Genomic DNA, 25,906 nt, shown 5'->3' on the forward strand with positions numbered 1-25,906 from the left:
TGCCGCTATAGCCGGGAAAGCCGCGAAAGGAAAGAATGTATGCAGCGGTATGCAATTCTCACAAGGGCGAATCGCCCTATCCCGGACCGCTGGCGGTTGGCGATGCCGCAGGATTCCTATCCCGGCGGGCTGACGGTCAGCCCAGGAAGTCCCGCACGCGCGGGCGCAGCCAGTCCCACAAGGCGGGCGCGCCCAAGGTGATCCTGCCGCCCACGCGCGATTCGAGATCGGCGAAGGTGACGCCATAATCCACCCAGCCGATGCCGCCCGACCCAAGGTTCTGGATGACCGGCTGGCAGCGGTCCAGGGCCTTGGCGAACACCGCGTCGGGCGTCGCGGCGGCCTCGAATTCCTGCCACAGCGCCAGAAAATCCCGCGCCTGCGGACCCGGCAGAAGGCCGAAGATGCGCAGGGCGGCCTCGGCCTCGGCGGCCTGGATATGGGCGGAGCCATGCGCCAGCCCCCCGGCGGAATGCAGCGGCACGTCGCCCACGTCGATCTCGACCAAGTCGTGGATCAGCAACATGCGGATCACCCGGCCGATATCGACGCCCGGCCCCGCCAGATCCGCGAAGGCCAGCGCGTAGAGCGCCAGATGCCAGCTGTGTTCGGCGCTGTTTTCCCGGCGCGAAGCGTCGATCAGCAGGCTGGCGCGCAGGACGGATTTCAACGCATCGGCCTCGGCCAGGAAACGCAGGCGGCGGTGCAGGTCGCTGTCGGGCGGCGGCGTTCCGGCCAGCACGGCATCGGCCCAGCCCATCGCCTCGGGCCATTCGCCCCGCAGCCGGGCGGCGCGCCCGCCCCCGATATTGTCGCGGACGATGGCCAGATGATCGGCCAGCGGCTGCGGCGCCAGCAGCACCTGGAACAGCGGCTGGCTGTGATCCATGCGCTTGGCCATGACCGCATCGGCGCAGGCGGCCGCCTCGAAGTCCAGCCACAGAGCCATCAGCCGGTCCCGGTCGGGCGACAGGCCGAAGATGCGATCCGCCGCCCGCGCCTCGGCGGTCGCCAGGACAGCGGCGTCGTGATCCAGATGGATCGGCTGGTCGCCGGTGTCGATCTCGACCAGGTCGTGGACCAGCAGCATCCGGATCGCGCGGTCCGAGGCACCGAACACCATCGCCTGCAAGGCGACGTGCCAGCTGTGTTCGGCGCTGTTTTCCGGGCGCGACAGATCCAGCAGCACATTCGCCCGGTCGACCGTCTTCAGGCGGTCGGCCTCGGCCAGGAAGGCGAACTGGCGGGCGATGCGGTCGGACATTCCGCCTCAGCGGCTGGTTTCGGTCAGGCGGCGGCGGACATAGGACTGCACCAGGTCGATCATCGGCTTCATATGCGCCTCGTCGTCGCGGAAGAAGTGATCGGCGCCCTCGATTTCCTCGTGGGTGATGGTGATGCCCTTCTGTTCGCGCAACTTGCCGACCAGGCTATGGGTGTCCTTCGGCGGCGCCACCCGGTCGGCGGTGCCGTTCACGATCAGCCCGGACGACGGGCAGGGCGCCAGGAAGCTGAAATCATACATGTTCGCGGGCGGGGCGATGCTGATGAAGCCGGTGATTTCGGGCCGCCGCATCAGCAGCTGCATCCCGATCCAGGCGCCGAAGGAAAAGCCCGCGACCCAGCAATGCTTGCTGTTGGGATTCATCGCCTGAAGGTAATCCAGCGCCGAGGCCGCATCCGACAATTCGCCGATCCCCTGGTCGAATTCGCCCTGGCTGCGCCCCACGCCGCGGAAATTGAACCGCATCACGGTGAAGCCCAGCTTGTGAAAGGCATAGTGCAGGTTATAGACGACGCGGTTGTTCATCGTCCCGCCATATTGCGGGTGCGGATGCAGGACGATGGCAAGGGGGGCGTCGGGTTTGCCGGGCTGGGGGTGGTAACGGCCTTCGAGCCGGCCTTCGGGACCGGGAAAAATCAACTCTGGCATCGTCTTCCTTCGACATGACGGTGGTTTCTTGACGCATCTGCGTGGCGCTCTTAGACCGCTATCTGGGATGCCGGTCGGGATTGCGCAAGAAACGCGCCCCGGCGGCATAGCGCGGCAGTGCGCGCGCCGTCAATCCGACCCCGGCCGCAACAGGAGGAGCCAGCCGATGAAACTGTCCACAAAGGGCCGCTATGCGATCATCGCGCTTGTCGATCTGGCCACGGTCCGGGGGGACGACCTGACCTCGCTGGCCGAGATTTCGGGCCGCCAGGACATCTCGCTGCCCTATCTGGAACAATTGTTCGTGCGCCTGCGCCGCGCCGGACTGGTCGCCTCGGTGCGCGGCCCCGGCGGCGGCTACCGCCTGGCCCGCGCGCCCGAGACGATCCGCATCGCCGAAATCCTGGAAGCCGTGGACGAGACCGTCAGCGCCATGCATATCGGCGCGGGCGCATCGGGGGGCGTGTCGGGATCGCGGGCGCAGACCCTGTCGAACCGGCTGTGGGAAAGCCTGTCGGCGCATGTCTATGTGTTCCTGCACAACCATTCGCTGGCCGATGTCGCCAGGAACCAGCTGCTGCCCTGCCCCGCGCTGCCGCAGATCCTCAGCGTGGTGGACGACTGAGGAAACCGACGGTCCCGCAGGTCAGGTCTGGTTGGTCCCTTTTGCGCCGTTCGGCCGTTGTGCCTGGACGGCTCGAATGGAGGACAAGCACATGACCGACGCCACCCTGACGCTGGACGGCCTGGAACAGATCAGCGGCACTGTCGAGACCGGCGGCGACTATGCGCGTCTTGTGGCGGACACGGCCCTGGACGAAAGCCGGATCGCCGCACCGCACGAAGGCCAACTGACGATCGACGGCAAGTCCGAACGGGTGATCCTGGAAAACTATCGCGCCCTTGAGGATGCGGGCTGCGAGATCACCCTTCGCCGGATCCAGCCGGAACCCCGGTGACAGGCACCTTGGCGGCGGGGAAATGGTCTGGTGGAAAACCGTGGTAGCGGAGGAGGGATTTGAACCCCCGACACAAGGATTATGATTCCTCTGCTCTAACCAGCTGAGCTACTCCGCCACGGGTGGGGGCGATGTAAGGGGTGGCGCGGGGGGCGTCAAGCGGTTTTCGCGACAATCCGCGGGCGGCGTCAGTCGCGCCCTTCCAGCCGGCGCAGGGCCCTGGACAGCATGTCAAGCTGGGCCTGCTGCTGGGCGATCAGATGGGCAAGCTGGTCGCTGCGCAGCTGGTCCAGCTTCTCGTGCAGCGCCATGATTTCCAGTTCGGCCTTCAGGTTCACCTCATAGTCGTGGACGGCCGCCAGACGGTCCTTCTGGGCCTGCCGGTTCTGGCTCATCATGATGATCGGCGCCTGGAAAGCGGCCAGCATCGACAGGATCAGGTTCAGGAAGATGAACGGATAGGGGTCGAAACCCGCCCGGCCCAGCGTCAGGTTCAGCAGGCACCACAAGACCAGGAAGGACGCGAAGATGAGGATGAAGGTCCAGGAACCGCCGAAGCTGGCCACCCGGTCGGCCAGCCGCGCGCCCAGCCCGTCGTCGGACGGCACCGTCGTGTCGCGGCTGATGGTGCGGCGCTGGCCCAGATAATCCAGCACCCGCCGCTCGGTCCCGGCCAGCGAGGCGAGATCCCGGCCCAGCCAGCGTTTCACGGCCTCGGTCGCGTGTTGGTCCTGCATGATCGGCTCCTGCGCTGTGGATCACGCGCAGGAAGCATCGCCAAGGGCGATCAGGCAAGCCCCGCCGGTTCAGCCGCGCGCCTTGACCACCTGCAACAGCGGCATGACCTGGGCCATGTCCGGGCCATGGGCCTGGCCGGTGACGGCCTTGCGCAGCGGCATGAACAGCCCCTTGCCCTTGCGGCCGGTGGCCTCCTTCACGCGCGCCGTCCAGTCGCCCCAGGTCGCGTCGGTATAGGGCGGCGGCGGCAGCAGCGGCATGGCCTGGGCGATGAAATCGGCATCCTCGGGGTCGATCTGCGGCTCGGCCCCCTGGCTGAAGATCGTCCACCACCGGCCCAGGTCGTCCAGTGTGGTAATGTTCTGGGACGCCACCGACCAGAACCGTTCGGCCAGATCGGCGGGCACGCCAAGCGCCGCGATGCGGTCGCGCACCGCCTCGAAGGGCAGCGCCTGGTTCCGTTCGCGGGTCAGCGGCCACAGATCCTCGGCGTCGAATTTCGTGGGCGAGGCGCCGAATTTCGACAGGTCGAACCCTTCGGCCAATTCGTCCAGCGTCAGTTTCAGTTCCACCGGCTGGCTGGAGCCCAGCCGCGCCATCATCGACAGCAGCGCCTCGGGCGCGACGCCCGCCTCGCGCAGGTCGCGGATCGACAGGGCGCCGATGCGCTTCGACAGCTCCTCGCCCTGCGCGCCGGTCAGCAGGCTGTGATGGGCGAAGGCGGGCGGCACCCCGCCAAGCGCGCGGATGATCTGGATCTGGGTCGCGGTGTTGGTGACGTGATCCGCGCCGCGCACGATATGCGTCACCGCCATGTCCACGTCATCGACCGAGGAGGCGAAGGTATACAGCACCTGCCCGTCATGGCGGATCAGCACCGGGTCGCTGACGGACGCCGCGTCGATCGAGATGTCGCCCAGGATGCCGTCGGTCCATTCGATGCGTTCCTGATCCAGCTTGAAGCGCCAGTATCCCTCGCGCCCCTCGGCCCGCAGGCGGTCGCGGTCGGCATCCGACAGCGCCAGCCCGGCGCGGTCATAGACCGGCGGGCGGCCCATGTTCAGTTGCTTCTTGCGCTTCAGGTCCAGTTCGACCGGGGTCTCGAACACCTCGTAAAGCCGCCCGGCCGCGCGCAGCTGATCGGCGGCCTCGGCATAGCGGTCAAGGCGCAGCGACTGGCGTTCCTCGCGGTCCCAGTGCAGGCCCAGCCAGTCCAGGTCGCGCTTGATGCCGTCGGCATATTCCTCCTTGGACCGTTCCTGGTCGGTATCGTCCAACCGCAGGATGAAGGTGCCGCCCGCCTTTCGCGCGATCAGATGGTTGAACAACGCGGTCCGCAGGTTGCCGACATGGATATGGCCGGTGGGCGACGGGGCGAAGCGGGTGGTGGTCATGGCAGGTCTCCTGTTCGCCTTGCTCTTTCACACGCAGCGATTCTTGTCCATATCAGGGTCACCATGCAGGAGAGGCCGATGACCGATTGGAACAACCTGACCGCCCCCGATGCGGCCCGGATCGAGGCGATGGCGCGCGACGCCATGGCCGCCCTGCCCCCGGAATTCGCGACCCATGCCCAGGACATCGCCATCCGCGTGGCCGAATTCGCGCCCGAGGACGTGCTGGACGAATTGCAGATCGACGATCCGTTCGAACTGACCGGCATCTATGACGGCGTTCCGGTGACGGAAAAGTCGGTATCCGACCAGCCGGGCCAGCCCGACATCATCTGGCTGTATCGCCGCCCGTTGCTGGACGAATGGGCGGCGCGCGGCAATGTCACCCTGGCGGAACTGGTCGGCCATGTCGTCACGCACGAGATGGCGCATCACTTTGGCTGGTCGGACGACGACATCGCCAGCATCGACCGGTGGTGGGAATGACGGAACAGGCGCCGATCCTGACGGTCACGCTGAACCCGGCCCTGGATCTGTCCACGGCGGCGGACGAGGTGCGCCCGGAACTGAAGCTGCGCTGCGACAAGCCGGTGGTCGATCCGGGCGGCGGCGGCATCAATGTCAGCCGCGCGATCAAGCATATGGGCGGGCAGTCGACGGCGATGGTGGCCTTGGGCGGGGCGACCGGCTCGCGCATCGCCGACATGCTGAAAGCGGACGGGCTGTCGCTGGTCCGCCTGACCGCGCCGGGCGAGACGCGGCAATCGCTGGCCGTCACCGATCGCGCGACCGGCGGGCAATACCGCTTTGTCCTGCCCGGCCCGGAATGGCACAAGGCCCATGTCGCCGACATGACCCAGGCCATCGCCGAAAACGCACAGGCAGGCGGCTGGGTGGTCGTGTCCGGGTCGAACCCGCCCGGCGTGCCCGCGGGGTTCGAACAGATGCTGACCGTGCGGCTGAAGAACAGCGGGGCGCGGCTGCTGGTCGATACCTCGGGCGAGGCCTTGCGGGTGCTGGCCGGATCCTCGACCCCCGTGGACGTGCTGCGCATGGACAGCCACGAGGCCGAGGATCTGGCGGGCCGCCCCCTGCCCCGGCGCGAGGACAGCGCGGATTTCGCGGCGGGGCTGGTCAGGGACGGCGCGGCGCGGTCGGTGATCGTGGCGCGCGGGGCCGACGGATCGGTCATCGCCGGGCCGGACGGCGCCTGGCACGCGGCGGCGGCGCGGGTCAAAGTGGTCAGCGCGGTCGGCGCGGGCGACAGCTTCGTGGCGGGCTTCGTGCTGGCGATGGCGCGGGACTGGCCGGTGCGGGAAGCCCTGGCCCTGGGCGCGGCGGCGGCATCGGCCGCGGTGATGACGCCCGCGACCGAACTGTGCCACGCCGCCGATGCGGACCGCTTCTACGCCGAACGGATCGTCACGCGGCTTTGACAACGCCCGGTTGTCTGTGGCTTCCTGTGGCTTTTCGGCCAACAGGCGGCGCCGGATCGGTCTGCGGCGCTTTCCCAGCCCGGCCTTTGCCCTTATGATCCATGGCTCGTGCCAGCATCCCGCAAGCCCTGCCCCCTTCTGAACAGGAGCTTGCCTTGCGACGCCCTTCCCCAATCGCCGCGCTGATGTGCGGCGCAGCTTTCGCGTTTCCGGCCGCCGGTCTGGCGCAGGATGCCGCCGCCCCGGTGGTGCTGGATGCCATCACCCTGCACAGCAAACGCGACGTGGCGACGGACAGCGCCACGCCCGTCACCAGCATCGACCAGCGGGAAATCGACGACCGGCAGGCCGGGACCGTCGCCGAACTGATCGATTCGGTGCCCGGCGTCACGCTGATGAACGGCAACACGCCCGGCGGGTCGGGGATCAACATCCGCGGCTTCGGCGCGACCGGCACCTATGGCACCGACCAGATGGTGCTGATCCAGGTCGACGGCGCCACCCAGGGGTCCGAGGAACTGTATCGCATCGGCACCCAGCTTTATACCGACCCGGCGCTTTACAAAGAGGTCGAGGTGCGGCGCGGCACCGTCGGCAGCTTCGAATACGGATCCGGCGTGGTCGGCGGCCTGGTGCGTCTGCGCACCAAGGACGCGTCCGATTTCACCGGCGGCCGGATCGGCTGGGCCGGGCGCCAGACTTTTGAATTCACCACGAACGGCGACGGCGTCACCTCGTCCTCGATCCTGGCCTGGCAGCCGACCGAAGATCTGGAATTCCTGGCCCAGTATGTGCGCCGCAAGCAGGACGCGCAGGACGACGGCGCGGGCGATCCCATCGGGGCCGAGCCGTTCGACCTGCCCTCGGTTCTGGTCAAGGGGAAATACAGCTTCGGCGCGGCGCGCGACCATTCTGTCACCCTGTCGTGGAACGACACGAAGATGGCCGAACGGGACGTGCCCTATGACCAGTTCGCGGTGTCCGACAGCACCTTCGGCCGGGTGGACCGCGACATCGACACGCGGACGGCGATCCTGGAATACGAATACGATCCCGACAATCCGCTGATCCATGTGACGGCGAATCTCAGCCATGCCGACCAGCAGATCGACAGCAGCTATATCCCCGGAAGCTCGTCGATGGAGGGGACGCCCGCCTGGCCGATGTTCGCGGGCAGCGTGCTGGGGCTTGCCAATGCCGATCACCGCTACAAGACGACCAAGCTGACCGTCAAGAACACCGCCGCCTTCCAGACCGGCGCCTTTTCCCACGACCTGCGCACCGGGTTCGAGGTGGTCCGCAAGACCCGCGCCGAGGCGTCCTCGGCCCCCGGCGGCACGGATCGCCGCTGGGCGGTTTTCGCGGTCGACGACATCACGGCGGGCGGGCTGACCGTCTCGCCCGCGCTGCGCTATGAATCGCAGGATCTGACGCGCGACGGCGGGGCGAACACGGCGTCCAACCCCCAGACCGACTTCGACAACGACGCGGCGATGGGCGGGCTGTCGCTGCGCTATGCCTTCGGCAACGGCCTCGCGGTCTTCGGCAGCGCGGCCTATACCGAGAACCTGCCGATCCTGGATGACTTCGACAATGCGCAGTACATGAGGCAGCCGCAGAAGGCACGGACCTGGGAACTGGGCGCGTCCTATGACGGCCAGGATCTGCTGGGCGGCGGCGACCGGCTGGCGCTGAAGGCCAACCTGTTCCAGACCGATGTCTGGGACGTGACATCCTATTCCGGCATCGGCGCGGTCGAGACGAAGGGGCTGGAGGTCGAGACCGCCTACAGCATGGCCGGCGGTCTTTATGTGGACCTGAACGCGACCTGGACCGAAGGCGACGCATGGACGAAAGCCGGCGCCTCGGAATACTGGGCCTATGCGCCCGCCGACCGGCTGCGCCTGACCCTGGGTCAGCATGTGACCGAAGAGCTGGATCTCAGCTGGGAAGCCGTCGCCGCGGCCCGCATGGACCGGGTGAACGACGATGCTGAGGAGGAGGCGGGCCATACGATCCACAACCTGCGCGCCACCTATCGCCCGCAGACCGGGGTGCTGGAGGGCGCCGAACTGCGCGTGGGGATCGAGAACCTGTTCGACAAGGATTATCAGCCCTGGCTGGCGACCCGGAAGGCACCCGGCCGCAACATCAAGCTGACGCTGGCCAAAAGCTTCTGATCGCCCCATCCGAAAACGGAAAAGCCGCCCGATGGGCGGCTTTTTCACAGGACGCGAAAGGTCAGAGGACGCGAAAGGACCGTCAGGCGGCTTCGGCTTCCTCGGCCTCGGCGGCCATGCGGCGTTCGCTTTCCTCGCGCGACAGCGCGACCGAGGTGCGCACGCCCTTGGACACGAACTCCATCAGCCCCTTCACGACACGTTCGTTCGGGTCGATGCCCGCGCAGGACAGAACCTCGCGCCCGTCGCGCGACCGCGCCCAGCGGGCGATCTGTTCCGGCCCGTTGCCATATTTCTTGTCGTCTGCAATAGCATCATCAAGCGCCGCCAACACAACCGCGGCAAAAAGCTTGCGGGCCCGTTGTCCCTGCTCAAAATTGAAAGCCGATCCGTCGACAAAATCGCGCATACCATTCGTCCATATTCAAGGCTGCAACAGTAAAGCAGCCGCGTGGGGGGCGTGATGCCGACCCATCATTCTTGTTTCCGTTTCTTTGACGGTGTCGCTGCTTAGCGCGGAACGACGCCGATTCGATATTCCCCTGGCCGCATATCACCCATGCACATAATGCATGTCGTGTAAAAATCAGGTGAAATCTGCCTTTGCAGCTTGCGATTGGCACCGTTCCGCCCAGGTCTGTGCCTTGACAACACCGCAAAACCGTTTTGGTTGCCTCCCTCCCAAGGGACCGATATAGGGGCCGCACAGCGCCGTTCAACGACGGACGGCGGGAATTTCCCGAACCTCAAAGAGTTTTCCATGCCCAAGATCAACGGCAACGAAATCCGCCCCGGCAACGTGCTGGAACATGACGGGGGCCTGTGGGCCGCCGTGAAGGTCAGCCATGTCAAGCCCGGCAAGGGCGGCGCCTTCGCCCAAGTCGAGTTGAAGAACCTGCGCGACGGCCGCAAGCTGAACGAACGCTTCCGGTCCGAGGACAAGGTGGAACAGGTCCGGCTGGAACAGAAGGACCAGCAGTTCCTGTACGAATCCGACGGCAAGCTGGTCTTCATGGACAGCGAGACCTTCGAGCAGACCGAACTGGACGCCGACCTGCTGGGCGACCGCCGGCCCTTCCTGCAGGACGGCATGACCGCCACCATCGAATATTACGGCGACGAGGCGCTGTCGGTGTCGATCCCGCAGAAGGTCACCTGCACCGTGTCGGAAACCGAGCCGGTGGTGAAGGGCCAGACCGCCGCCAACAGCTACAAGCCCGCGATCCTGGACAACGGCGTGCGCATCATGATCCCGCCCTTCGTCGGCGAGGGCGAGAAGATCATCGTCAACACCGAGGTCTTCGAATACAGCGAACGGGCCTGACGCCCCCCGCTGCCCCCCCCGCTACCCTTGGCGTCCCGGCCGGTCCGGGGCGTCTTCCTGTCCGGGACGAACCGCCGATGGCGACCGCCACCCACGCCACGGCCGAGGATCTGGCCCGCGCCCTGCCCCATGTCCTGGCCGCGCCCAAGGACGATGCGCGGGTCGAATGGCTGTGCTTCCGGCCCGGCTTCAACCAGCGGACCTTTCCCGACAGCCTGACCCTGACGCGCGGCCACGGCATTCCCGGCGAACGCTGGCTGAAGGCCCCCTGGCTGAAGCTGACGGACGGATCGCCCGACCCGCGCATCCAGGTCTCGATCCTGCCGCGCCGGGTGATGGACGCCGTCTGGCTGGACCGCGAAGGCACGCCCCATCCTGGCGACACCATGGTCTGCGATCTTGATACCAGCGAGGCGAACCTGCCGGTCGGCACGCTTCTGCAAGCCGGAACTGCGGTTCTGCGCGTGTCGGACGTCTTCAACGACGCCTGCGTGAAATGGAAGGTCCGCTATGGCCAGTCGGCCAAGGACTGGATCACCGCCCCCGGCCACCCGGAACTGCGCCTGCGGGGGATCCTGTGTTCGATCGAGCAGGACGGGGAGGTGCGCTTGGGCGATCCGATCCGCAAGCTGGGCTAATCGGCCGAAAGCCGCACCAGCTTGCTTGCCAGTTCAAGCAAACGGCACTGCCTAATCCGAAAAGGCCGACTGCTTGCGACGCCAGCAGGAAGCTGGACTTAGCTTCCTATCCGGCATAGCATTCTTTCCGTCAAAATCTTTTCGGTGATAAGTCATGGACTTTGCGGTTCGATTTCGTCCTTGGTCCTCACGTGTGTCTGCTTTGACGCAACGTAATATACTCATAGACGAAGCTGTCGAGCAGCAAACCTTAGCTCCTGCTCAACCTTTGCATTTGAAAAAGACCATAGAGCTACCCAATCAGGCAGAGAAGATATGTGGCTTCACCTCGGCTTCCAACCGGCAGCAGCAGGAATCCAATCTTTATGGGACAATTATTGAAAATGGCCCGACAAAGTTGTACCGATATAAAGACGTTCTACTGACTCCTTCGGGATTTTACAGCAGCCGCAGATTTGTCAGAAGGCCCGGAGCACGGCGAGAGCTGCTTCCTTACACAGACCACATTGAGGAAATAGAAGACGGTTTATACATTTCCTCCAGGCATATAGAGAAATATTTTGGGCACTGGATCCACGATGCAAGCCCGCAAGAACAGTTAGCCAAAAACATCGGCCTTCGCCCTGTCATGGCAGATTTGTCGAAATGGACCCATGTTGCCGAGTATCGAGATTTGGCCGATCTCAGTCAGCCTCTGCTCACGAAAGCAGTCTTTTTCAGGTCAATCTGGATTGCCGATGACCGCCACCTGAATTCTCATCGCGTGTCGCGGCTCCATCAGTTGCGGGACAAGGTTGTTTCAGGCCTGCCTGCCACAAAGGCAAGGCAAGGCGTTTTTATCAGAAGGCGGATGGCTGGATCTCGGGAACTTCGCAATGAAGCTGAAATCATCGAGACTTTGAGGCAGAAGAACTTTTCCGTTCTAGATCCGACACAATCAACCGCTCGCGAAATAGCGGCCATCCTTTCCAACTCTAAAATAGCTATAGCGATTGAGGGTTCGGCTGTCTGCCACACGCTGCTTTCGCTTCGTGAAGGCGCAGGACTGATCGTTATACAGCCTGCCGATCATTTCAATGCCCTAGGCCGCATCTATGCTAACGCCATGGGTCACCATTACGGTTATACGGTTGCAGACAGGGTAGAAGGCGGCTATGTCCAGAATACAGGGGATCTCATGCGGACCATCGACTTGGTAGAGACTGCCATGGCAGCTTCTTGATCGGCCGCTTTCTATTCCTCAGAAAAATAGCTTTTGCCTAATCCGCAAGGTCATTCCGCAAACAGCCGCGCCGCGCCCGCCTGCATGTCAGGGCCGATGCGGTCGAACCGCACATGGGCCAGGGCATGGCCGCCCGACTGGGTGAACAGGGTGCCGACCTCGCGCCCCTCGGCGGCAATCGGCGTGCCCACCGGGGCCTCGCCTTCGATCCGCAGACGGACCAGGCCTTTGCGCAATTCGGTCTTGTGCTTCATGCGGGCCGTCACTTCTTGCCCGACATAGCAGCCCTTGCGGAAATCGACGCCGTGCAGGCGCTCGAATCCGGCTTCCAGGATGAAGGTCTCGTTCGGGATCAGCTCGACCAGGGTTTCGGGGATAGTATGCTGGACGCGGATGGCGTCGAAATCGGTGCCGTCGTCGCCCGTTCCGCCATACAGCCGCCAGCCAAGCGCGGGATGCCGGGGGTCGGGGATCGCGCCCTCCGGTGCCGGGCCGGTGCCTCGCGCGACGGTCATGCCGGTCGCCTCCAGCGCCACCCTGGATCGCAGCCTGTACATCGACAGACGCCGCATCAGGTCGTCGGCCAGCCGCGCGTCCACGTCGATCAGCAGCGAGTCGCCATCCGGCACGATCAGGAAATCGGCCAGATACTTGCCCTGCGGCGTCAGCAGCGCGGCCCAGCAGGGCGCGCGGGTCACGTCGTTGCTGACCAGCCCTTGCAGGAAGGGGACGCGGTCCTCTCCGGTCAGGCGGATGATCTGGCGGGTCATTGGCGTTCTCCGAATTGGAGGGCGACAAGGCGGGCATAGGCGCCGCCCTGAGCGATCAACTGGGCATGGCTGCCCTGTTCGACAACCCTGCCCTGTTCGATCACGACGATCTTGTCGGCGTCGCGGATGGTCGACAGCCGGTGCGCGATGACCAGCGTCGTCCGCCCCTGCGACAGGGTTTCCAGCGCCTCCTGGACCAGCCGTTCGCTGGCGGTATCCAGCGCGCTTGTCGCCTCGTCCAGCAGCAGCACGGGCGCGTCGCGCAGGATGGCGCGGGCGATGGCGATCCGCTGGCGCTGCCCGCCCGATAGGGCCGATCCGCGCGGCCCGGCGCGGCTGTCCAGCCCGCCCGGCAGGGCGGCGACGAAATCGCTGACATGGGCCGCCTGCATCGCGCGCCGCAGCGCCGCGTCGTCCGCGCCGGGGCGCCCCATCAGGATATTGTCGCGCAGCGTTTCGTCGAACAGCGCCGAATCCTGCGCCACGGTCGAGAACTGGTCGCGCAGCACCCCCAGGTCGAAATCCCGCACCGGAACGCCGCCCAGCGTCACGCCGCCCCGGTCGGGATCGACCATCCGGGTCAGCAGGTTGAAGACCGTGGACTTGCCCGCCCCGGACGGCCCGACAAGCGCGGTGGTCCGGCCCGCCTCGGCGGTGAAGTCCAGGCCGCGCAGGACCGGATTGTCGTCATAGGACAGCCACACGTCCCGGAACCGGATCCCGGTATCGGCGGGCAGCTGGACGCGCGTGCCCGACAGGATGCGCGGGCGGGTGTCCAGCACCTGATAGATCCGTTCAAGGCTGGCGGCGGCGGTCTGCCAGGTGCCCGCCAGCCCGCCCAGCCTGCGCATCGGCTGGAAGGCCAGGGCAAGGGCGGTGAAGAAGGACATGAAGTCGCCGATGCTGCGCTGGCCCTCCATCACCTCGCGCCCGCCCAAGGCCAGGACGGCGACGAAGCCGATGCCGGTCACGATGTCGGTCAGGGCGGGGACCAGGCTGCCCATCGCGGCGACCTTGACCTCGGCTTGGCGGATGCGGGCCACGATCTCGGCGAAGCGGCGGGTCTGGTCGGCCTCGGCCCGGTTCAGCTTGATGGAGGCGATGCCGTGCATCACCTCGTCCAGGCGGGTGGCGCGGGCGCTGGCATTGGCGCGGTTCTGGCGCACCTTGCGGCGGATATAGCGCTGCACCATGGCGGCGGGCAGGATGAGGATCGGCGCGCCGATCAGCGCGGCCAGCGTCCATTGCGGGTCGATGCTGACCGCCACCGCGAACAGCATCACCAGCGAGATCGCGTCCCGCGTGGCGCTTGTGATCAGCGTCGCCCAGACGCCCTGCACGGCGATGGTGTCGCCCTGGATCCGCTCGATCATCGCGCCGGGGGGGTTCTGCTGGAAGAACCGCCCGTCCAAGGTCATGATATGGGCCAGCAGGTCGCGCTGCATCGTCGTGGAGATCCCCAGCGAGATGCGCGACAGCAGCGACCGGCTGGCGATCAGCGTCACCGCGCGCAGCAGGAAGATGGCCATGATCGCCCCGCCGACCCACCAGATCGCGCTTTCCTCGCGGCCCACGAAAACCCGGTCGAACAGCGGCTTCAGCATCCACGAGATCAGCGCCAGCGTGGACCCCTCCGCCGTCATCAGCAGGAAGGCCCCGGCCATCGGGCCGCGATGGATGCGCAGATAGTCGGCCCAGAACCGGCGCAGCAGGCGGGTGGCACTGGGATGGGTCGGGGATGGGGTCACGGGCAGGCGCGCCTTCTGGTCCGGGGCTGGACCCAGCCTTAGCCCGACCCGCACCGTGGCGGCAAGGCGGCAAGGCGGCAAGGGGCGTTGACCTTCGCCCGCGCGGGGACTAGCGATTTTGCAGGATGTGAAGGACAGATGAACGCCATGAGCCTTGCCGCTGGTCGCCCCGTGATCGCCATTCCCGGCCCCTCGCCCCTGCCGGACCGGGTGCTGCGCGCCGCCCATCGCGCCTCGCCGGACATCTATGGCGACGAGATGGCGGATCTGAACCTGGCCGTGATGGCGCAGTTGAAGCGGCTGGCGGGCACCCAGGCGCATCTGGCCCCCTATATCGGCAACGGCCATGCCGCCTGGGAGGCCGCGGGCGCCAACCTCTTCAACCCCGGCGACCAGGCCCTGGCGCTGTGTTCGGGCCATTTCGGGCGGTCCTGGGCGCAGCAGATGGAACAGATGGGCGTCGCGGTGGAGCGGCTGGATTTCGGCAGCCTGCCTGCCGATCCCGACCGGCTGGCATCCCGGCTGGCCGAGGACAGGGCGGGCGCCATCAAGGCGGTGATGGTCTGCCAGATCGACACCGCGACCGGGGTGATGGCCGATATTCCGGCCCTGCGCGACGCCATGGGCGATCATCCGGCGCTGCTGGCCGTGGATGCCATCGCGTCCCTGGGCTGCGCGCCGATGATGATGGACGACTGGGGCGTGGACGTGCTGATCTCGGCCAGCCAGAAGGGCATGATGTGCCCGCCCGGCACCTGCTTCCTGTGGTATTCCGACAAGACCGCCGCGCGCGGGCGCACCGGCCTGACGACGCCCTATTGGGACTGGCACGCCCGCGCCGGGGCCGAGGCGCTGTGGCGGTTCTGGGGCGGCACGCCTCCGGTCCAGCAGATCTTCGCCCTGGACGAGGCGCTGCGGATGATCCTGGACGAGGAGGGGCTGTTCGCCGTCTGGGCGCGCCACGCGGCCCTGGCCCGCGCCGTCTGGGCCGCAGCGGACGCTTGGGGCGAGGGCGGCACGGGGATCCGGCTGTCCGTCGAGGATCCGATGTCGCGCGCCTCATCCGTGACGGCGATGGGGCTGCCCGGGGCGGATGCGCTGCGCGCCTGGACGGCGGCGCAGTGCGGGGTGACGCTGGGCATCGGCCTGGGCGCCGAGCAGCCGGAAAACGCCCTGCGGGTGGCGCATATGGGCCACGCCAATGCCGCGATGATCCTGGCGGCGCTTGGCGCGATGCAGGCGGGCATGGCGGCGCTTGGCATCCCGCACGGGCCGGGGGGGCTTGACGCCGCCGCGCGGGTGCTGGCGGAACCGGCGTGACGTGAAAAGCCGCGTCGGCTGCCGGCAGGGATCAGGAAACACAATGTGTTTCCCCCGTCCGCGAAGCGACGGCGCCACTCAAAGGCGGCGCCATCCCATGACCACGGAAGGCGGTGCGGGATGAACCTCCGCCTATTCGGCGTGCCCATGCGCCGTCAGCCAGGCGCGCATCATCTCGATCTCGGCTTCCTGCGTGGCGATGACCTCCTCGGCCAGCTGGCGGATCTCGGGGTCGTCACCGTGTTCCAGAACGACCCTGGCCATGTCGATGGCGCCCTGGTGATGCGGGATCATGCCGCGCACGAAATCGGCATCCGCATCGCCGGTCGATTCCATCGGCATGTCGCTGTGCATCTTTTCCATTGCCGACTGATAGGCGGTCGCGGCGCCGTCCTGCGCGGCGTGGCCCGCATGATCGTCCTGGGCATAGGCGCCCCAGGCCAGGGCGAACAGGATCGGGGACAGGCCAAGGCCCCGGCGGATGGACGCGGTCATCGAAAGCTCCTTCGCGATGTGCCCCCGCAGGCTGGCGCAAATCGCGGCGGGACGAAAGCAGGGGGTCTTCACTTCCCCGGCACCGCTGCCTCATGTCCCAGTCTCACGGCTTGGTCAGGCGCGCCAGCGTCACCAGCGTGTCGCCATAGCGCCGCTGGTCGATCTGGACCAGCGGAGCGGCTATGACCGGCGGGCGGCTTTCCTCCCACACCACCACCGCGCCGGGGGCCAGCCAGCCGCCCGCCAGGGCCGAGGCGATGGCGCGTTCCCCCAGCCCCTGCGCATAGGGCGGATCCATGAAGACCAGATCGAAGGGGACATCGCGGTTGGCGGCCAGCCGCGCCGCGTCCTGCCGCAGCAGCGCGGCCGCGCCCTCCATCCGCGCCTTGGCGACATTGCTGCGGATCAGCGCCTGCGCCCTGGCGCCGTCATCGACGAAACTCGCCTGGGCGGCGCCGCGCGACAGCGCCTCCAGCCCCAGGGCGCCGGTGCCCGCGAACAGGTCCAGCACCCGCGCGCCGGGGATCGGGTTGCCGTGGGTGCCGTTGACCAGCAGGTTGAAGATCGATTCGCGCACGCGGTCGGTCGTCGGGCGCAGATGGGCGGCTGCATCGCCCGCGCCGATCTCGGCCAGTTTGAGGCCGCGCAGGCTGCCGCCGACGATCCTCATGCTTGCGTCCCGCGATGGCGGGGGGCTTTGCCCCCCGTGCCCCCCAGGATATTTGAATGAAGAAGAACGGTCATGCGAGCAGGGCCTTGAGGTCCGGCGTGGTGGGGATCGCCTCGGGGTCGGGGCTGCGGCCCGCCTCGATCAGGCGCTTGCCGATCATGTAGGCGCGGGCGTCGTTCAGCGCATCGACGGCGATCAGGCGCTTTTCACGGAAATACCAGACGGACCCGCCGTGCTGGCCATCGCCCGCCCGCGTGACGATCCGGTCATGGCCGATGCCCAGGCCCGCGATCTGCAGCTTGGCGTCGAACTGGTCGGACCAGAACCAGGGTTTCGGGTGATAGGGCGTGTTCGCGCCCAGGATGTTGTCGGCCACGGCCTCGGCCATGTCGATGGCGTTGCCGACGCTTTCCAGCCGCAGGCGGCCGCCCTGCCAGGGAAAGCTGGCGCAATCGCCCGCCGCCCAGATCGCCGGGTCCGAGCTGCGGCCAAGCGCGTCGGTGGCGATGCCGTTGTCCAGCACCAGCCCGGCGGTCTGCGCCAGATCCGTTTCCGGCAGCACGCCGATGCCGGTGACGATGAGGTCGGCAGGCAGGTGGGCGGGCAGGTCGCGCCCGTCGGTCAGCGCCACGCCGGTCGCCCGATCGCTGCCGGTGATGCGGGAAATGCCGGTGCCTTCCAGGATCCGCACCCCATGCGCCAGATGCAGGGTGCGGATCATGTCCGCCGTCTCGGCCACGGCGACCCGGCCCAGGATGCGGGGCGCGGCCTCGATCAGCGTGACGGACAGATCCAGCTTGCGGGCGACGGCTGCGGCCTCCAGCCCGATATAGCCGCCGCCGATGACGATCAGGCGGCGGCCCGGCCGCATCTGCGGCGCCAGGGCATCCACGTCGGCCAGGGTGCGGATCACATGGACGCCGGGCAGATCGCCCCCCATGGCGGCGGGCAGGCGGCGGGCATGGGCGCCGGTGGTCAGGGCCAGGGCGTCATAGGTCACCTCGCCCCGGTCGGTCACCACCACCCGGCGCGCGGCGTCGAGGGCCTTTGCGGTTTCACCAAGCCGCAGGGCGATGCGCTGATCCCGCCACCAGTCGTCCCCCCGAAGCACCAGCCGATCCTGCCCCATCTGCCCCAGCAGATAGGCCTTGGACAGCGGCGGGCGCTGATAGGGGGCGGCGGGCTCGGCGCCGATCACCACGATCTCGCCGTCATGCCCCTTGGCCCGCAGCCGCGCCGCCATGGACGCCGCCGCCTGCCCTGCCCCGACGATCACGATCCTCATGGCCATCCCTGCCCCTTGCGGCCCGCTGGCCTGTCCTGGGAACGCACCCTATAGTCGCCGCGAATCCGTTGCAATTCAGGAGGACATCATGACCATCACCGTCGGAGACAAGCTGCCCGCGGGCAAGCTGCTGCGCGTCGGCGCCAATGGCCCCGAGGCCGTGGACACCGCAGATCTGTCCCAGGGCCGCGTCGCGCTGTTCGGCGTGCCGGGCGCCTTCACCGGCACCTGCACCAACGCGCATATGCCCAGCTTCGTGCGCAACTCCGACGCCTTTCGCGGCAAGGGCGTGGACCGGATCGTCTGCCTGACCGTGAACGACCCCTTCGTGGCCGATGCCTGGGCCAAGTCCACCGGCGCCGACGCGGCCGGGATCGAGGTTCTGGCCGATGCCGACGGCAGCCTGACCAAGGCCCTGGGCCTGGATTTCGACGCGCCCCCGGCCGGGCTTTTCGGCCGCAGCAAGCGGTTCGCCGCCCTGCTGAAAGACGGCGTCTTCGAGGTGATCGAGATCGAGGACAGCCCCGGCCAGTGCAGCGTCAGCGCAGGCGAGGCCCTGCTGGAAAAGGCCTGATCACGGTGACCGACGGGCGACTGCCGGTCTAGCCCTTTCGGAACGGGGTGAAATCCGCCAGGGCGTCGATCTCGGCGCCCATCGCGTCGCGTTCGCGGCCCAGGTACTCGGCCAAGGCGCGCAGGAAGCCTTCGTCGGCGACCCAGTGCAGCGAATGGGTGGCGACGGGCTCGTAGCCCCGCGCCAGCTTGTGTTCGCCCTGCGCCCCGGCCTCGACCCGCGAAAGCCCGCGCGCGATGGCCATGTCGATGGCCTGGTGATAGCAGAGTTCGAAATGCAGGAAGGGGTGATCCTCGACACAGCCCCAATAGCGGCCATAGATCGCATCGGGCCCCAGGAAGTTGAGCGCTCCGGCAATGGGTCGCCCGTCGCGTTCGGCCAGGACCAGCAGGATGTCGTCGCGCATGGTCTGCTGAAGGCAGTCGAAGAAGCCGCGCGTCAGATAGGGCCGGCCCCATTTGCGGCTGCCGGTGTCCTGGTAGAAGGCCCAGAAGGCATCCCAGTGATGCGGCTTCAGATCATCCCCGGTCAGATGCCGGATGGTGCCGCCGAACGCCTGCGCCTTTGCGCGTTCCTTGCGCAGATCCTTGCGCTTGCGCGAGGACAGCGCGCCCAGGAAATCGTCATAGCTGCCATAGCCCCGGTTCAGCCAGTGGAACTGCTGGGTCACGCGGGGCAGGAAGCCGCTCTCGGCCCCCGCCTGCGCCTCGGCCTCGGTGCAGAAGGTGACATGGACGCCCGACGCCCCGCCGCGTTCGGCGACCCGCGTCATCCCGGCCAGCAGCGACCGGCGCATGGCCGGATCCCGCGCCAGCAGCCGCGCGCCGGTCACCGGGGTAAAGGGCACGGCGGCCTGCAATTTCGGATAATAGCTGCCGCCCGCGCGGGTATAGGCCTCGGCCCAGGCGTGATCGAAGATGTATTCGCCCTGGCTGTGGGACTTGGCGTAAAGCGGCGCGGCGGCGACCACCGTGCCGCCCTCCTCCAGCGTGACATGCAGCGGCTGCCAGCCGGTCCCGCGCCCGACCGAGCCGGAGTCTTCAAGCGCCAGCAGGAAGCGATGCGCGGTGAAGGGATTGCCGTCGCCCAGCCCGTCCCAGGTGGCGGCGGGAATCGCGGCGATGGAGGAATGGGTGGTCAGCGTCAGCGTGTTCATGCGGGCAAGCTATGCGCTGCGGGCGGCTTTGTCAGGGGGCACCGCTTCACATTGCGATGGGTCTTTCACTTTGGCCCCAATATCCCGCAGGTGGATGGGGGGACGCGAAGTCCCCCTTAGAGCGCCGCCCGATAGCCTTCGAAGGTGATGTTGTCCGCGACATGGCGGGCCAAGGCCTCCTCCTCGGGGCTGCGGATGGTCCAGGACAGGATCGGCACGCCCAGGGCCTTCAGCGCGTCGACGCGCGGATTGGCCAGGTCGGCCTTGTCATGGGAAATGAAGCAGGCGCCGCAGCGGTCGAAATCCTCGATATCGGCCATGCGGCGCAGGGTGTCCGGGGCGATGCCCGGCCAGTCGTCCGCGTCAAAGCCGCAGGTCGTCAGGCCGACCGGGATGTCGGGGGCGATCCGATGGAAGGCCTCGACCACATGCGGGTTGAAGGACATGACCGCGACGGGGCCGTCATAACCCTGCAATTCCCCGGCCACGCGCCGGTGCAGCTCGCCGATCTGCGGACCCAGGCGCATGTCCTGGTCCTTGATCTCGATCAGCAGGGGCACCCGGCCCGCGACCAGGTCCAGGAACTGTCGCAGGGTCGGGACCGACTGGTCGCTGCCAAGCAGGCGCAGCCCGGCAAGCGAAGCCGGATCGAGCGCCGAGACGAACCCGTCCCGCCCCGTCAGGCGGCGCAGGTCATAGTCGTGGAAGACCACGGCCTCGGCCCCGGCGGGCTGGATATCCAGTTCGATCGCATAGCCCGCGTCGATGGCGGCCCGCGCGGCGGCCAGACTGTTTTCGGGAACGGCGGGGCCGTGCAGGCCGCGATGGGCGATGGGCAGGGCCAGGAATGCGGCGGGCAAGGCTGCGGGCAGCGCCATCAGGCGACCTCGAACACCGCTTCGATCTCGACCGCGACGCCCAAAGGCAGCGCGGGGGCGGATACGGCGGCGCGGGCGTGGCGGCCGGCATCGCCGAAGACCTCGACCATCAGGTCGGAACAGCCGTTGACGACCTTGGGCTGGTCGGTGAAATCGGCGGTCGAGTTCACGAAGCCGGTCAGCTTCACCACCCGGCGCACCCGGTCCAGATCACCTACGGCGGCCTTCAACTGCGCGATCAGCGACAGCCCGCAGCGGCGCGCGGCGGCGGCGCCGTCCTCGACCGACATGCCGTCGCCCAGGCGGCCCTTGATCAGCCCATTGTCGTCCTGGCTGATCTGGCCCGAGACGAAGATCAGGTTGCCCGACTGCACGAAGGGCACATAATTCGCGGCGGGCGCGGGCGCTGCGGGAAGGGTGATGCCCTTCTGGGCCAGGGTGGCTTCGATGCTCATCGCGGTCTCCTTGCTTGCGGATTCGCGGCGCAGCCTAACCCGCCCCCGGTCACGCGACCAGAGCCTCGGCGCGTTTCAGATCCACGCTGACAAGCTGGCTGACGCCCTGTTCGACCATGGTGACGCCGAACAGCCGGTCCATCCGCGACATCGTGACGGCATGGTGGGTGATGATCAGGAAGCGCGTGTCGGTGCGGCGCGTCATCTCGTCCAGCAGGTCGCAGAAGCGGCTGACATTGGCGTCGTCCAGCGGCGCGTCGACCTCGTCCAGAACGCAGATCGGCGCGGGATTGGCCAGGAAGACGGCGAAGATCAGCGCCATCGCGGTCAGGGTCTGCTCGCCCCCCGACAGCAGCGACAGGGTCGAGAGCTTCTTGCCCGGCGGCTGGCACAGGATTTCCAGCCCGGCGTCCAGCGGATCGTCGGATTCGACCAGCACCAGCCGCGCCTCGCCGCCGCCGAACAGGGTGGTGAACAGGGTGGTGAAATTCGCGTTCACCGTGTCGAAGGCCGCCAGCAGCCGTTCGCGGCCCTCGCGGTTCAGGCTGCCGATGCCGGCGCGCAGCTTGCGGATCGCCTCTTCCAGATCGGCCTTTTCGGCGGCCAGGCGGTCGCGTTCGGCCTCAAGTTCCCGCTTGTCGTCGTCGGCGCGCAGGTTCACGGCGCCCAGGCCGTCGCGCTGCGTGCGCAACCGGGCGATCTGGTCCTCCAGCACGGCGGCGGGCGTTTCCGTCGCCGTCGTTCCCAGCGAGTCCAGCAGCATCTGCGGCGTGGTCTCGGCCTCTTCGAGGATGCGGATCCGGGCGGCGGCCTCGGCGTCGCGGGCCGCCTCGGTGCGGGCCTCGCGCATGGCGCGGGCCTCTCGCGCCTCCGAGGCCAGCCGCTCGGCCTCTCTCTCGGCATGGGCGGCGGCGCGGGCGGCGTCCTCGGCCGCCGACAGCGCGTCGCGGGCGGTGGACAGGCGGGCCTGCGCGTCATCCTCGCGGTCCCGCAGGCTGGCGCGGCGTCCGGCCAGCAGGGCGGGCTGGGCCTCGGCATCCGCCAGTTCGGCCATCGCGGCATCGCGCCGCGCGGTCAGTTCCGAGGCGCGGGTGCCCGCCTGTTGCAGCCGCAGGGTCCAGCCGGATTCCTCCTTGGCGATCTCTTGCAGGCGCTTGGTGCGGGCATTGGCATCGCGCTTCAATTCGTCCAGGGCGGCGCGGCGGGCCATGGTAGCGATCCGCGCGGCCTCGACCCCGGTGCGGGCGTGTTCGAGGGCCAGGGCCGCATCGCCGCGATCGGGCAGCTCGGCCAAGGCAGCCTCGGCCTGCGCCAGCCGCCCGCGCGCCTCGCCCGCATCGGCCCGGTGCCGCGCCAGTTCCGCCGCCGCCGCCTCGGCCCGGCTGCGCGCCATCGAGAGGTCGGATTCCGCCCGCGTCAGCGCGCGCGCGGCGTCGGACAACCGCCGCTCGGCCTCGCGGCGGGCATCGCGGGCGGATTTCTCGACGGCGGTCGCATCGGCCAGGGCCGCGCGGGCCTCCTCGTGCCGTTCGACGGCATGGGCGGACCGGGCTTCGGCGCTCGCGGCCTGATCGGCCAGTTCCGCCAGCCGGTTCACCTTTTGCAGATGCAGCGCCGCGGCCGAGGACGCCTCGCCCGCCATCACCCGCATCCCGTCCCAGCGGAACAGATCGCCCGCAGGCGTCACCAGCCGCTGACCGGGCCGCAAGGCGGGCTGCATCGCCGCGCCCCGTGCGGCGTCCGCGACCAGTCCCACCTGAGACAGCCTGCGCGCCAGGACGCCCGGACCCGCGACATGCGGGGCCAGCGGCGCGGCGCCATCCGGCAAGGGCTGCGGATCGTCCCAACCCGCCAGCAGATGCCAGCCGCTTTCGCCATCCGCCGCAAGGCCCGCGCGCAGATCATCGCCAAAGGCCGCGCCGAAGGCGACCTCATGGCCCTTGGCGACCGTCACCTGATCCAGGATCGCCCTGCCCCCGGAACCGCCGCGTTCCACCAGCTTGCGCAGCGCGGCCATCTCGGCGGCCAGGGCGCTGGATTCGCCCTCGGCCTCGGCCCGCGCGATGCGGGCGGCAGCTTCCAGGGTTTCAGCCTCGGCCCGCGCCGCTTCGGCCCCGGCAAGCGCATCCTCGGCGGCCTCGGCGCGGGCGGCGGCGGCGTCCTGCGCCTGTTCGGCCCCAGCAAGCGCCTCTTCGGCGGCCGCCCCGGCCTCGGCCGCGCGGTCGGCATTGGCCTGCGCCTCGGCGGCGGCGCGGTCGGATCGGTCCAGCATGGCGCGCAAATCCGCGACCAGCCGTTCCGCCGACTGGTGGCGCGCGGCAAGGCGGGCCGCCTCGTCGGTCAGTTCCGCCAGCCGCGCCTCGATCTCTCGCAGCGCCTCGGCGGCCTCGTCCGCGGCATGGGCGGCGGCGTCAAGGCGGGCGTCATGGCCCTGCCCGGCCTTGTCCAGTTCGGCCCTTTCCCAGGCCAGCCGTTCCACGACCTCTCCCGCGTCGCGGTTCAGCGATTCCTCTCGTTCGATGTCGCGGGCAAGCTGGGCCGCGCGGGCTTGCAGCCCGGCGATGGCCTGGGCGGCGCGGGCATCGGCCTCGTCCAGGGCCTCGCGTTCGACGACGATGCGCGACAGGATGGCGGCGGCGACCTGTTCCTCCTCGCGAAGATCGGGCAGCGCGGCATCAGTTGCTTCCCGCCGGGCCGATGCCTCGCGCGAGGCGGCCTCGGCGGCGCCCGCCTCGCGGATCGCCCCGGCCAGCGCCTCGGCGGCGGCCAGCCGCGCCGCCTCGGCCTCGGACCAGCGGCGATAGAGCAGCGCGCCCTCGGCCGCGCGCAGCGCCGCGCCGATCTCTCGGTATCGCGCGGCGGCACGGGCCTGCCGGGCAAGGCTGGCGGCTTGGGTGGACAGCTGGTCCAGCGTATCGTCCACCCGCGTCAGGTTCGCCTCGGCCCCGTTCAGCTTCAGCTCGGCCTCATGGCGCCGCTGGTAAAGCCCGCTGATCCCCGCCGCTTCCTCCAGGATCCGGCGGCGGGAACGCGGCTTGGCGCTGATCAATTCGCTGATCTGCCCCTGCCGCACCAAGGCCGGCGAATGCGCCCCGGTCGAGGCGTCCGCGAACAGCATCTGCACGTCGCGCGCCCGCACGTCCTTGCCGGCGATCTTATAGGCCGACCCCGCGTCCCGCGTGATCCGGCGCACGATGTCGAAGCTGTCCTCGTCGTTGAAACCGGCGGGCGCCAGCCGGGCGCGGTTGTCGACCGTCAGCACCACCTCGGCATGGGCGCGGGCCGACCGGCGCGAGGTTCCGGCGAAGATCACGTCCTCCATCCCCTCGCCGCGCATGGCGGTGGGACGGTTCTCGCCCATCACCCACCGCAAGGCTTCCAGCAGGTTGGACTTGCCGCAGCCGTTCGGGCCGACCACGCCGGTCAGCCCCTCGCGGATGACCAGGTCGGTCGGGTCCACGAAGCTTTTGAAGCCGTTCAGTCGCAGCCGGTCGAAGCGCAAGCGGGTTCCTTTCGTTCCACCGGGGATTGTCCCAACACGGGCGCCCAAGTCAACTATATCTGGCGCGGCGCGATACAGTTTCCACAAGATGCGTCTGGCTGGCGGGGCGATTTCCGCTAGGATCGGGGCATGATCGCCGCCCTGTCCCTGATTCTGGCCTTCCAGCTTGCCGGAGAGATCCTGTCTCGCGCCCTGGACCTGCCGCTGCCCGGCCCGGTGGTGGGACTGTGCCTGCTGGTCGCCGCCTGCGTGCTGCGCCCCGCCCTGGCCGACCGGCTGCGTCCCACCGCGCAGGGGCTGCTGTCGCATCTGTCGCTGTTCTTCGTCCCGGCGGGCGTCGGCGTGGTGGCGCATCTGCCGGTGCTGCGCGAACACGGGATCGGGCTGGCCCTGGCGATCATGGGCTCGACGGTGCTGGCGATCGCGGCGGGCGCGCTGGCCTTCGAGGCGGTGGCGCGATGGACCCGCTCGACCGATCCCGACGCGCTGAGAGGGGGCCGCGATGACTGACCCGCTGCTGATCTGGTCCTATCTGGCCGAGGGTCCGCTGCTGTGGCTGACCGCGACGCTGGTGGCCTATGTGATCGGCGACGCCTGCTTCCGCGCGGCGGGGCGGCAAAGCTGGGCCAACCCGGTGCTGATCGCGGTGATCTTGCTGGCGGTGCTGCTGGGCGCGACGGGCACCGGTTACGCGACCTATTTCGAGGGCGCGCAATTCGTCCATTTCATGCTGGGCCCCGCGACGGTCTGCCTGGCGCTGCCGCTTTACGACAACCTGCCCCGCGTACGCCGCGCCTTCTGGCCGATGCTGGCGGGGCTGTTCGTGGGGTCCGGGATGGCGGTGGTGTCGGCCCTGCTGATCGCCCGCGCCTTCGGGATTTCGGGTCCGGTGCTGGCCTCGCTGGCGCCCAAGTCCACCACCGCCCCCGTCGCCATCGGCATCGCCGAACGGATCGGAGGCCAGCCCACGCTGACCGCCGCCCTGGTGTTGCTGACGGGGATCTTCGGGGCCGTGGTGGTGACGCCTTTGCTGAACATGCTGCGGGTGAGGGACTGGCGGGCGAGAGGCTTCGCCGTGGGCGTGGCGGCGCACGGGATCGGCACCGCGCGGGCGTTTCAGGTGAACGAGATGGCGGGCGCGTTCTCGGGCATCGGGATGGGGTTGAACGCGGTGCTGACGGCGGTGATCGCGCCGATTGTGGTGGGGTGGCTGGGGTGAGCGATCAAAC

The 25,906-nt window shown here is 68.3% G+C and carries 26 protein-coding genes and 1 tRNA gene; 12 read left to right on the forward strand and 15 right to left on the reverse strand.

Annotated features, from left to right (window positions below):
- Nucleotides 1-136: 136 nt before the first annotated feature.
- Together PXD02_RS13295 and PXD02_RS13300 are read right to left on the reverse strand one after the other, a co-directional pair.
- Nucleotides 137-1,264 (reverse strand): HD domain-containing protein, encoded by a 1,128-nt coding sequence (locus PXD02_RS13295; RefSeq protein ID WP_275104323.1) that lies wholly within the window; start codon nt 1,262-1,264, stop codon nt 137-139.
- A 6-nt stretch (nt 1,265-1,270) separates the two neighbouring features.
- Complete coding sequence (locus PXD02_RS13300) at nt 1,271-1,933, reverse strand: alpha/beta hydrolase (protein ID WP_275104324.1); 663 nt, start codon at nt 1,931-1,933, stop codon at nt 1,271-1,273.
- A 166-nt stretch (nt 1,934-2,099) separates the two neighbouring features.
- Between PXD02_RS13300 and iscR the strand changes: the two genes are divergently transcribed.
- Together iscR and PXD02_RS13310 are read left to right on the forward strand one after the other, a co-directional pair.
- Nucleotides 2,100-2,558 carry a Fe-S cluster assembly transcriptional regulator IscR gene (gene iscR / locus PXD02_RS13305; RefSeq protein ID WP_275104325.1) on the forward strand — a complete coding sequence of 153 codons (459 nt, stop codon included), beginning with the start codon at nt 2,100-2,102 and terminating at the stop codon, nt 2,556-2,558.
- Between the two features lie 91 nt (nt 2,559-2,649).
- Entirely contained in the window at nt 2,650-2,892 is a 243-nt protein-coding gene (locus tag PXD02_RS13310) for a hypothetical protein (protein WP_275104326.1), read from the forward strand.
- Between the two features lie 41 nt (nt 2,893-2,933).
- Here the strand turns inward: PXD02_RS13310 and PXD02_RS13315 are convergent.
- The 3 genes from PXD02_RS13315 to gltX form a co-directional block, all read right to left on the reverse strand.
- Nucleotides 2,934-3,010, reverse strand: a tRNA-Met gene (locus PXD02_RS13315).
- Between the two features lie 70 nt (nt 3,011-3,080).
- Nucleotides 3,081-3,629, reverse strand: coding sequence for a DUF1003 domain-containing protein (locus tag PXD02_RS13320; RefSeq protein ID WP_275104327.1), 549 nt, complete (start codon nt 3,627-3,629; stop codon nt 3,081-3,083).
- Nucleotides 3,630-3,698: 69 nt separating this feature from the next.
- Nucleotides 3,699-5,024, reverse strand: coding sequence for a glutamate--tRNA ligase (gene gltX / locus PXD02_RS13325; RefSeq protein ID WP_275104328.1), 1,326 nt, complete (start codon nt 5,022-5,024; stop codon nt 3,699-3,701).
- 78 nt (nt 5,025-5,102) lie between these two features.
- On the opposite strand from gltX, the gene PXD02_RS13330 reads away from it, so the two are divergent.
- From PXD02_RS13330 to PXD02_RS13340, 3 genes are all read left to right on the forward strand, one after another.
- Entirely contained in the window at nt 5,103-5,510 is a 408-nt protein-coding gene (locus tag PXD02_RS13330) for a metallopeptidase family protein (RefSeq protein ID WP_126153321.1), read from the forward strand.
- A complete protein-coding gene (locus PXD02_RS13335; RefSeq protein ID WP_275104329.1) occupies nt 5,507-6,460 on the forward strand; it encodes a 1-phosphofructokinase family hexose kinase in 954 nt (317 codons plus the stop codon). Before PXD02_RS13330 ends, PXD02_RS13335 begins: the two co-directional genes overlap by 4 nt.
- Before the next feature lie 155 nt (nt 6,461-6,615).
- Entirely contained in the window at nt 6,616-8,640 is a 2,025-nt protein-coding gene (locus PXD02_RS13340; RefSeq protein WP_275104330.1) for a TonB-dependent receptor domain-containing protein, read from the forward strand.
- An 82-nt stretch (nt 8,641-8,722) separates the two neighbouring features.
- Here the strand turns inward: PXD02_RS13340 and PXD02_RS13345 are convergent, their stop codons facing one another.
- A complete protein-coding gene (locus PXD02_RS13345; protein ID WP_042251710.1) occupies nt 8,723-9,049 on the reverse strand; it encodes a DUF6280 family protein in 327 nt (108 codons plus the stop codon).
- 351 nt (nt 9,050-9,400) lie between these two features.
- Between PXD02_RS13345 and efp the strand changes: the two genes are divergently transcribed.
- The 3 genes from efp to PXD02_RS13360 all read left to right on the forward strand — a co-directional run bounded on the left by efp (nt 9,401) and on the right by PXD02_RS13360 (nt 11,824).
- Entirely contained in the window at nt 9,401-9,964 is a 564-nt protein-coding gene (gene efp / locus PXD02_RS13350) for an elongation factor P (protein WP_275104331.1), read from the forward strand.
- 77 nt (nt 9,965-10,041) lie between these two features.
- Nucleotides 10,042-10,602 (forward strand): MOSC domain-containing protein, encoded by a 561-nt coding sequence (locus tag PXD02_RS13355; RefSeq protein WP_275104332.1) that lies wholly within the window; start codon nt 10,042-10,044, stop codon nt 10,600-10,602.
- 154 nt (nt 10,603-10,756) lie between these two features.
- Nucleotides 10,757-11,824 carry a glycosyltransferase 61 family protein gene (locus PXD02_RS13360; RefSeq protein WP_275104333.1) on the forward strand — a complete coding sequence of 356 codons (1,068 nt, stop codon included), beginning with the start codon at nt 10,757-10,759 and terminating at the stop codon, nt 11,822-11,824.
- Between the two features lie 50 nt (nt 11,825-11,874).
- Here the strand turns inward: PXD02_RS13360 and ygfZ are convergent, their stop codons facing one another.
- Together ygfZ and PXD02_RS13370 are read right to left on the reverse strand one after the other, a co-directional pair.
- The gene (ygfZ, locus tag PXD02_RS13365) at nt 11,875-12,594 is read right to left on the reverse strand and encodes a CAF17-like 4Fe-4S cluster assembly/insertion protein YgfZ (RefSeq protein ID WP_275104334.1); all 720 of its coding nucleotides are present in this window, start codon (nt 12,592-12,594) and stop codon (nt 11,875-11,877) included.
- Nucleotides 12,591-14,348 carry an ABC transporter ATP-binding protein gene (locus PXD02_RS13370; RefSeq protein ID WP_275106428.1) on the reverse strand — a complete coding sequence of 586 codons (1,758 nt, stop codon included), beginning with the start codon at nt 14,346-14,348 and terminating at the stop codon, nt 12,591-12,593. The genes ygfZ and PXD02_RS13370 overlap by 4 nt, the downstream gene beginning before the upstream one ends.
- A gap of 141 nt (nt 14,349-14,489) precedes the next feature.
- Here PXD02_RS13370 and PXD02_RS13375 point away from each other — a divergent pair, with 141 nt between their 5' ends.
- Nucleotides 14,490-15,662: a pyridoxal-phosphate-dependent aminotransferase family protein gene (locus PXD02_RS13375; RefSeq protein ID WP_275104335.1), complete on the forward strand. Its 1,173-nt coding sequence runs from the start codon at nt 14,490-14,492 to the stop codon at nt 15,660-15,662.
- A gap of 132 nt (nt 15,663-15,794) precedes the next feature.
- Here the strand turns inward: PXD02_RS13375 and copM are convergent, their stop codons facing one another.
- The 3 genes from copM to PXD02_RS13390 all read right to left on the reverse strand — a co-directional run bounded on the left by copM (nt 15,795) and on the right by PXD02_RS13390 (nt 18,112).
- Nucleotides 15,795-16,157, reverse strand: a complete 363-nt coding sequence (gene copM, locus PXD02_RS13380) for a CopM family metallochaperone (RefSeq protein ID WP_275104336.1) — start codon at nt 16,155-16,157, stop codon at nt 15,795-15,797.
- Between the two features lie 103 nt (nt 16,158-16,260).
- Entirely contained in the window at nt 16,261-16,827 is a 567-nt protein-coding gene (rsmD, locus tag PXD02_RS13385) for a 16S rRNA (guanine(966)-N(2))-methyltransferase RsmD (RefSeq protein WP_275104337.1), read from the reverse strand.
- Between the two features lie 70 nt (nt 16,828-16,897).
- The gene (locus PXD02_RS13390; RefSeq protein WP_275106429.1) at nt 16,898-18,112 is read right to left on the reverse strand and encodes an NAD(P)/FAD-dependent oxidoreductase; all 1,215 of its coding nucleotides are present in this window, start codon (nt 18,110-18,112) and stop codon (nt 16,898-16,900) included.
- An 88-nt stretch (nt 18,113-18,200) separates the two neighbouring features.
- Here PXD02_RS13390 and PXD02_RS13395 point away from each other — a divergent pair, with 88 nt between their 5' ends.
- Nucleotides 18,201-18,686, forward strand: coding sequence for a peroxiredoxin (locus PXD02_RS13395; RefSeq protein ID WP_275104338.1), 486 nt, complete (start codon nt 18,201-18,203; stop codon nt 18,684-18,686).
- A 28-nt stretch (nt 18,687-18,714) separates the two neighbouring features.
- On the opposite strand, the gene PXD02_RS13400 is transcribed toward PXD02_RS13395, so the two are convergent.
- The 4 genes from PXD02_RS13400 to PXD02_RS13415 form a co-directional block, all read right to left on the reverse strand.
- Nucleotides 18,715-19,842, reverse strand: coding sequence for a GNAT family N-acetyltransferase (locus tag PXD02_RS13400; RefSeq protein WP_275104339.1), 1,128 nt, complete (start codon nt 19,840-19,842; stop codon nt 18,715-18,717).
- A 116-nt stretch (nt 19,843-19,958) separates the two neighbouring features.
- Nucleotides 19,959-20,720: a glycerophosphodiester phosphodiesterase family protein gene (locus tag PXD02_RS13405; RefSeq protein ID WP_275104340.1), complete on the reverse strand. Its 762-nt coding sequence runs from the start codon at nt 20,718-20,720 to the stop codon at nt 19,959-19,961.
- On the reverse strand, nt 20,720-21,175 hold the full coding sequence (locus PXD02_RS13410; protein WP_275104341.1) for a RidA family protein: 456 nt from the start codon (nt 21,173-21,175) through the stop codon (nt 20,720-20,722). Before PXD02_RS13410 ends, PXD02_RS13405 begins: the two co-directional genes overlap by 1 nt.
- A 49-nt stretch (nt 21,176-21,224) precedes the next feature.
- The gene (locus tag PXD02_RS13415) at nt 21,225-24,677 is read right to left on the reverse strand and encodes a chromosome segregation SMC family protein (protein WP_275104342.1); all 3,453 of its coding nucleotides are present in this window, start codon (nt 24,675-24,677) and stop codon (nt 21,225-21,227) included.
- 129 nt (nt 24,678-24,806) lie between these two features.
- Between PXD02_RS13415 and PXD02_RS13420 the strand changes: the two genes are divergently transcribed.
- Both PXD02_RS13420 and PXD02_RS13425 read left to right on the forward strand, forming a co-directional pair.
- Nucleotides 24,807-25,187: a CidA/LrgA family protein gene (locus PXD02_RS13420; RefSeq protein ID WP_275104343.1), complete on the forward strand. Its 381-nt coding sequence runs from the start codon at nt 24,807-24,809 to the stop codon at nt 25,185-25,187.
- The gene (locus tag PXD02_RS13425; protein ID WP_275104344.1) at nt 25,180-25,896 is read left to right on the forward strand and encodes an LrgB family protein; all 717 of its coding nucleotides are present in this window, start codon (nt 25,180-25,182) and stop codon (nt 25,894-25,896) included. Before PXD02_RS13420 ends, PXD02_RS13425 begins: the two co-directional genes overlap by 8 nt.
- Nucleotides 25,897-25,906: the final 10 nt, after the last annotated feature.

The organism is Paracoccus sp. S3-43 (assembly GCF_029027965.1).
Classification (GTDB): Bacteria; Pseudomonadota; Alphaproteobacteria; order Rhodobacterales; family Rhodobacteraceae; genus Paracoccus.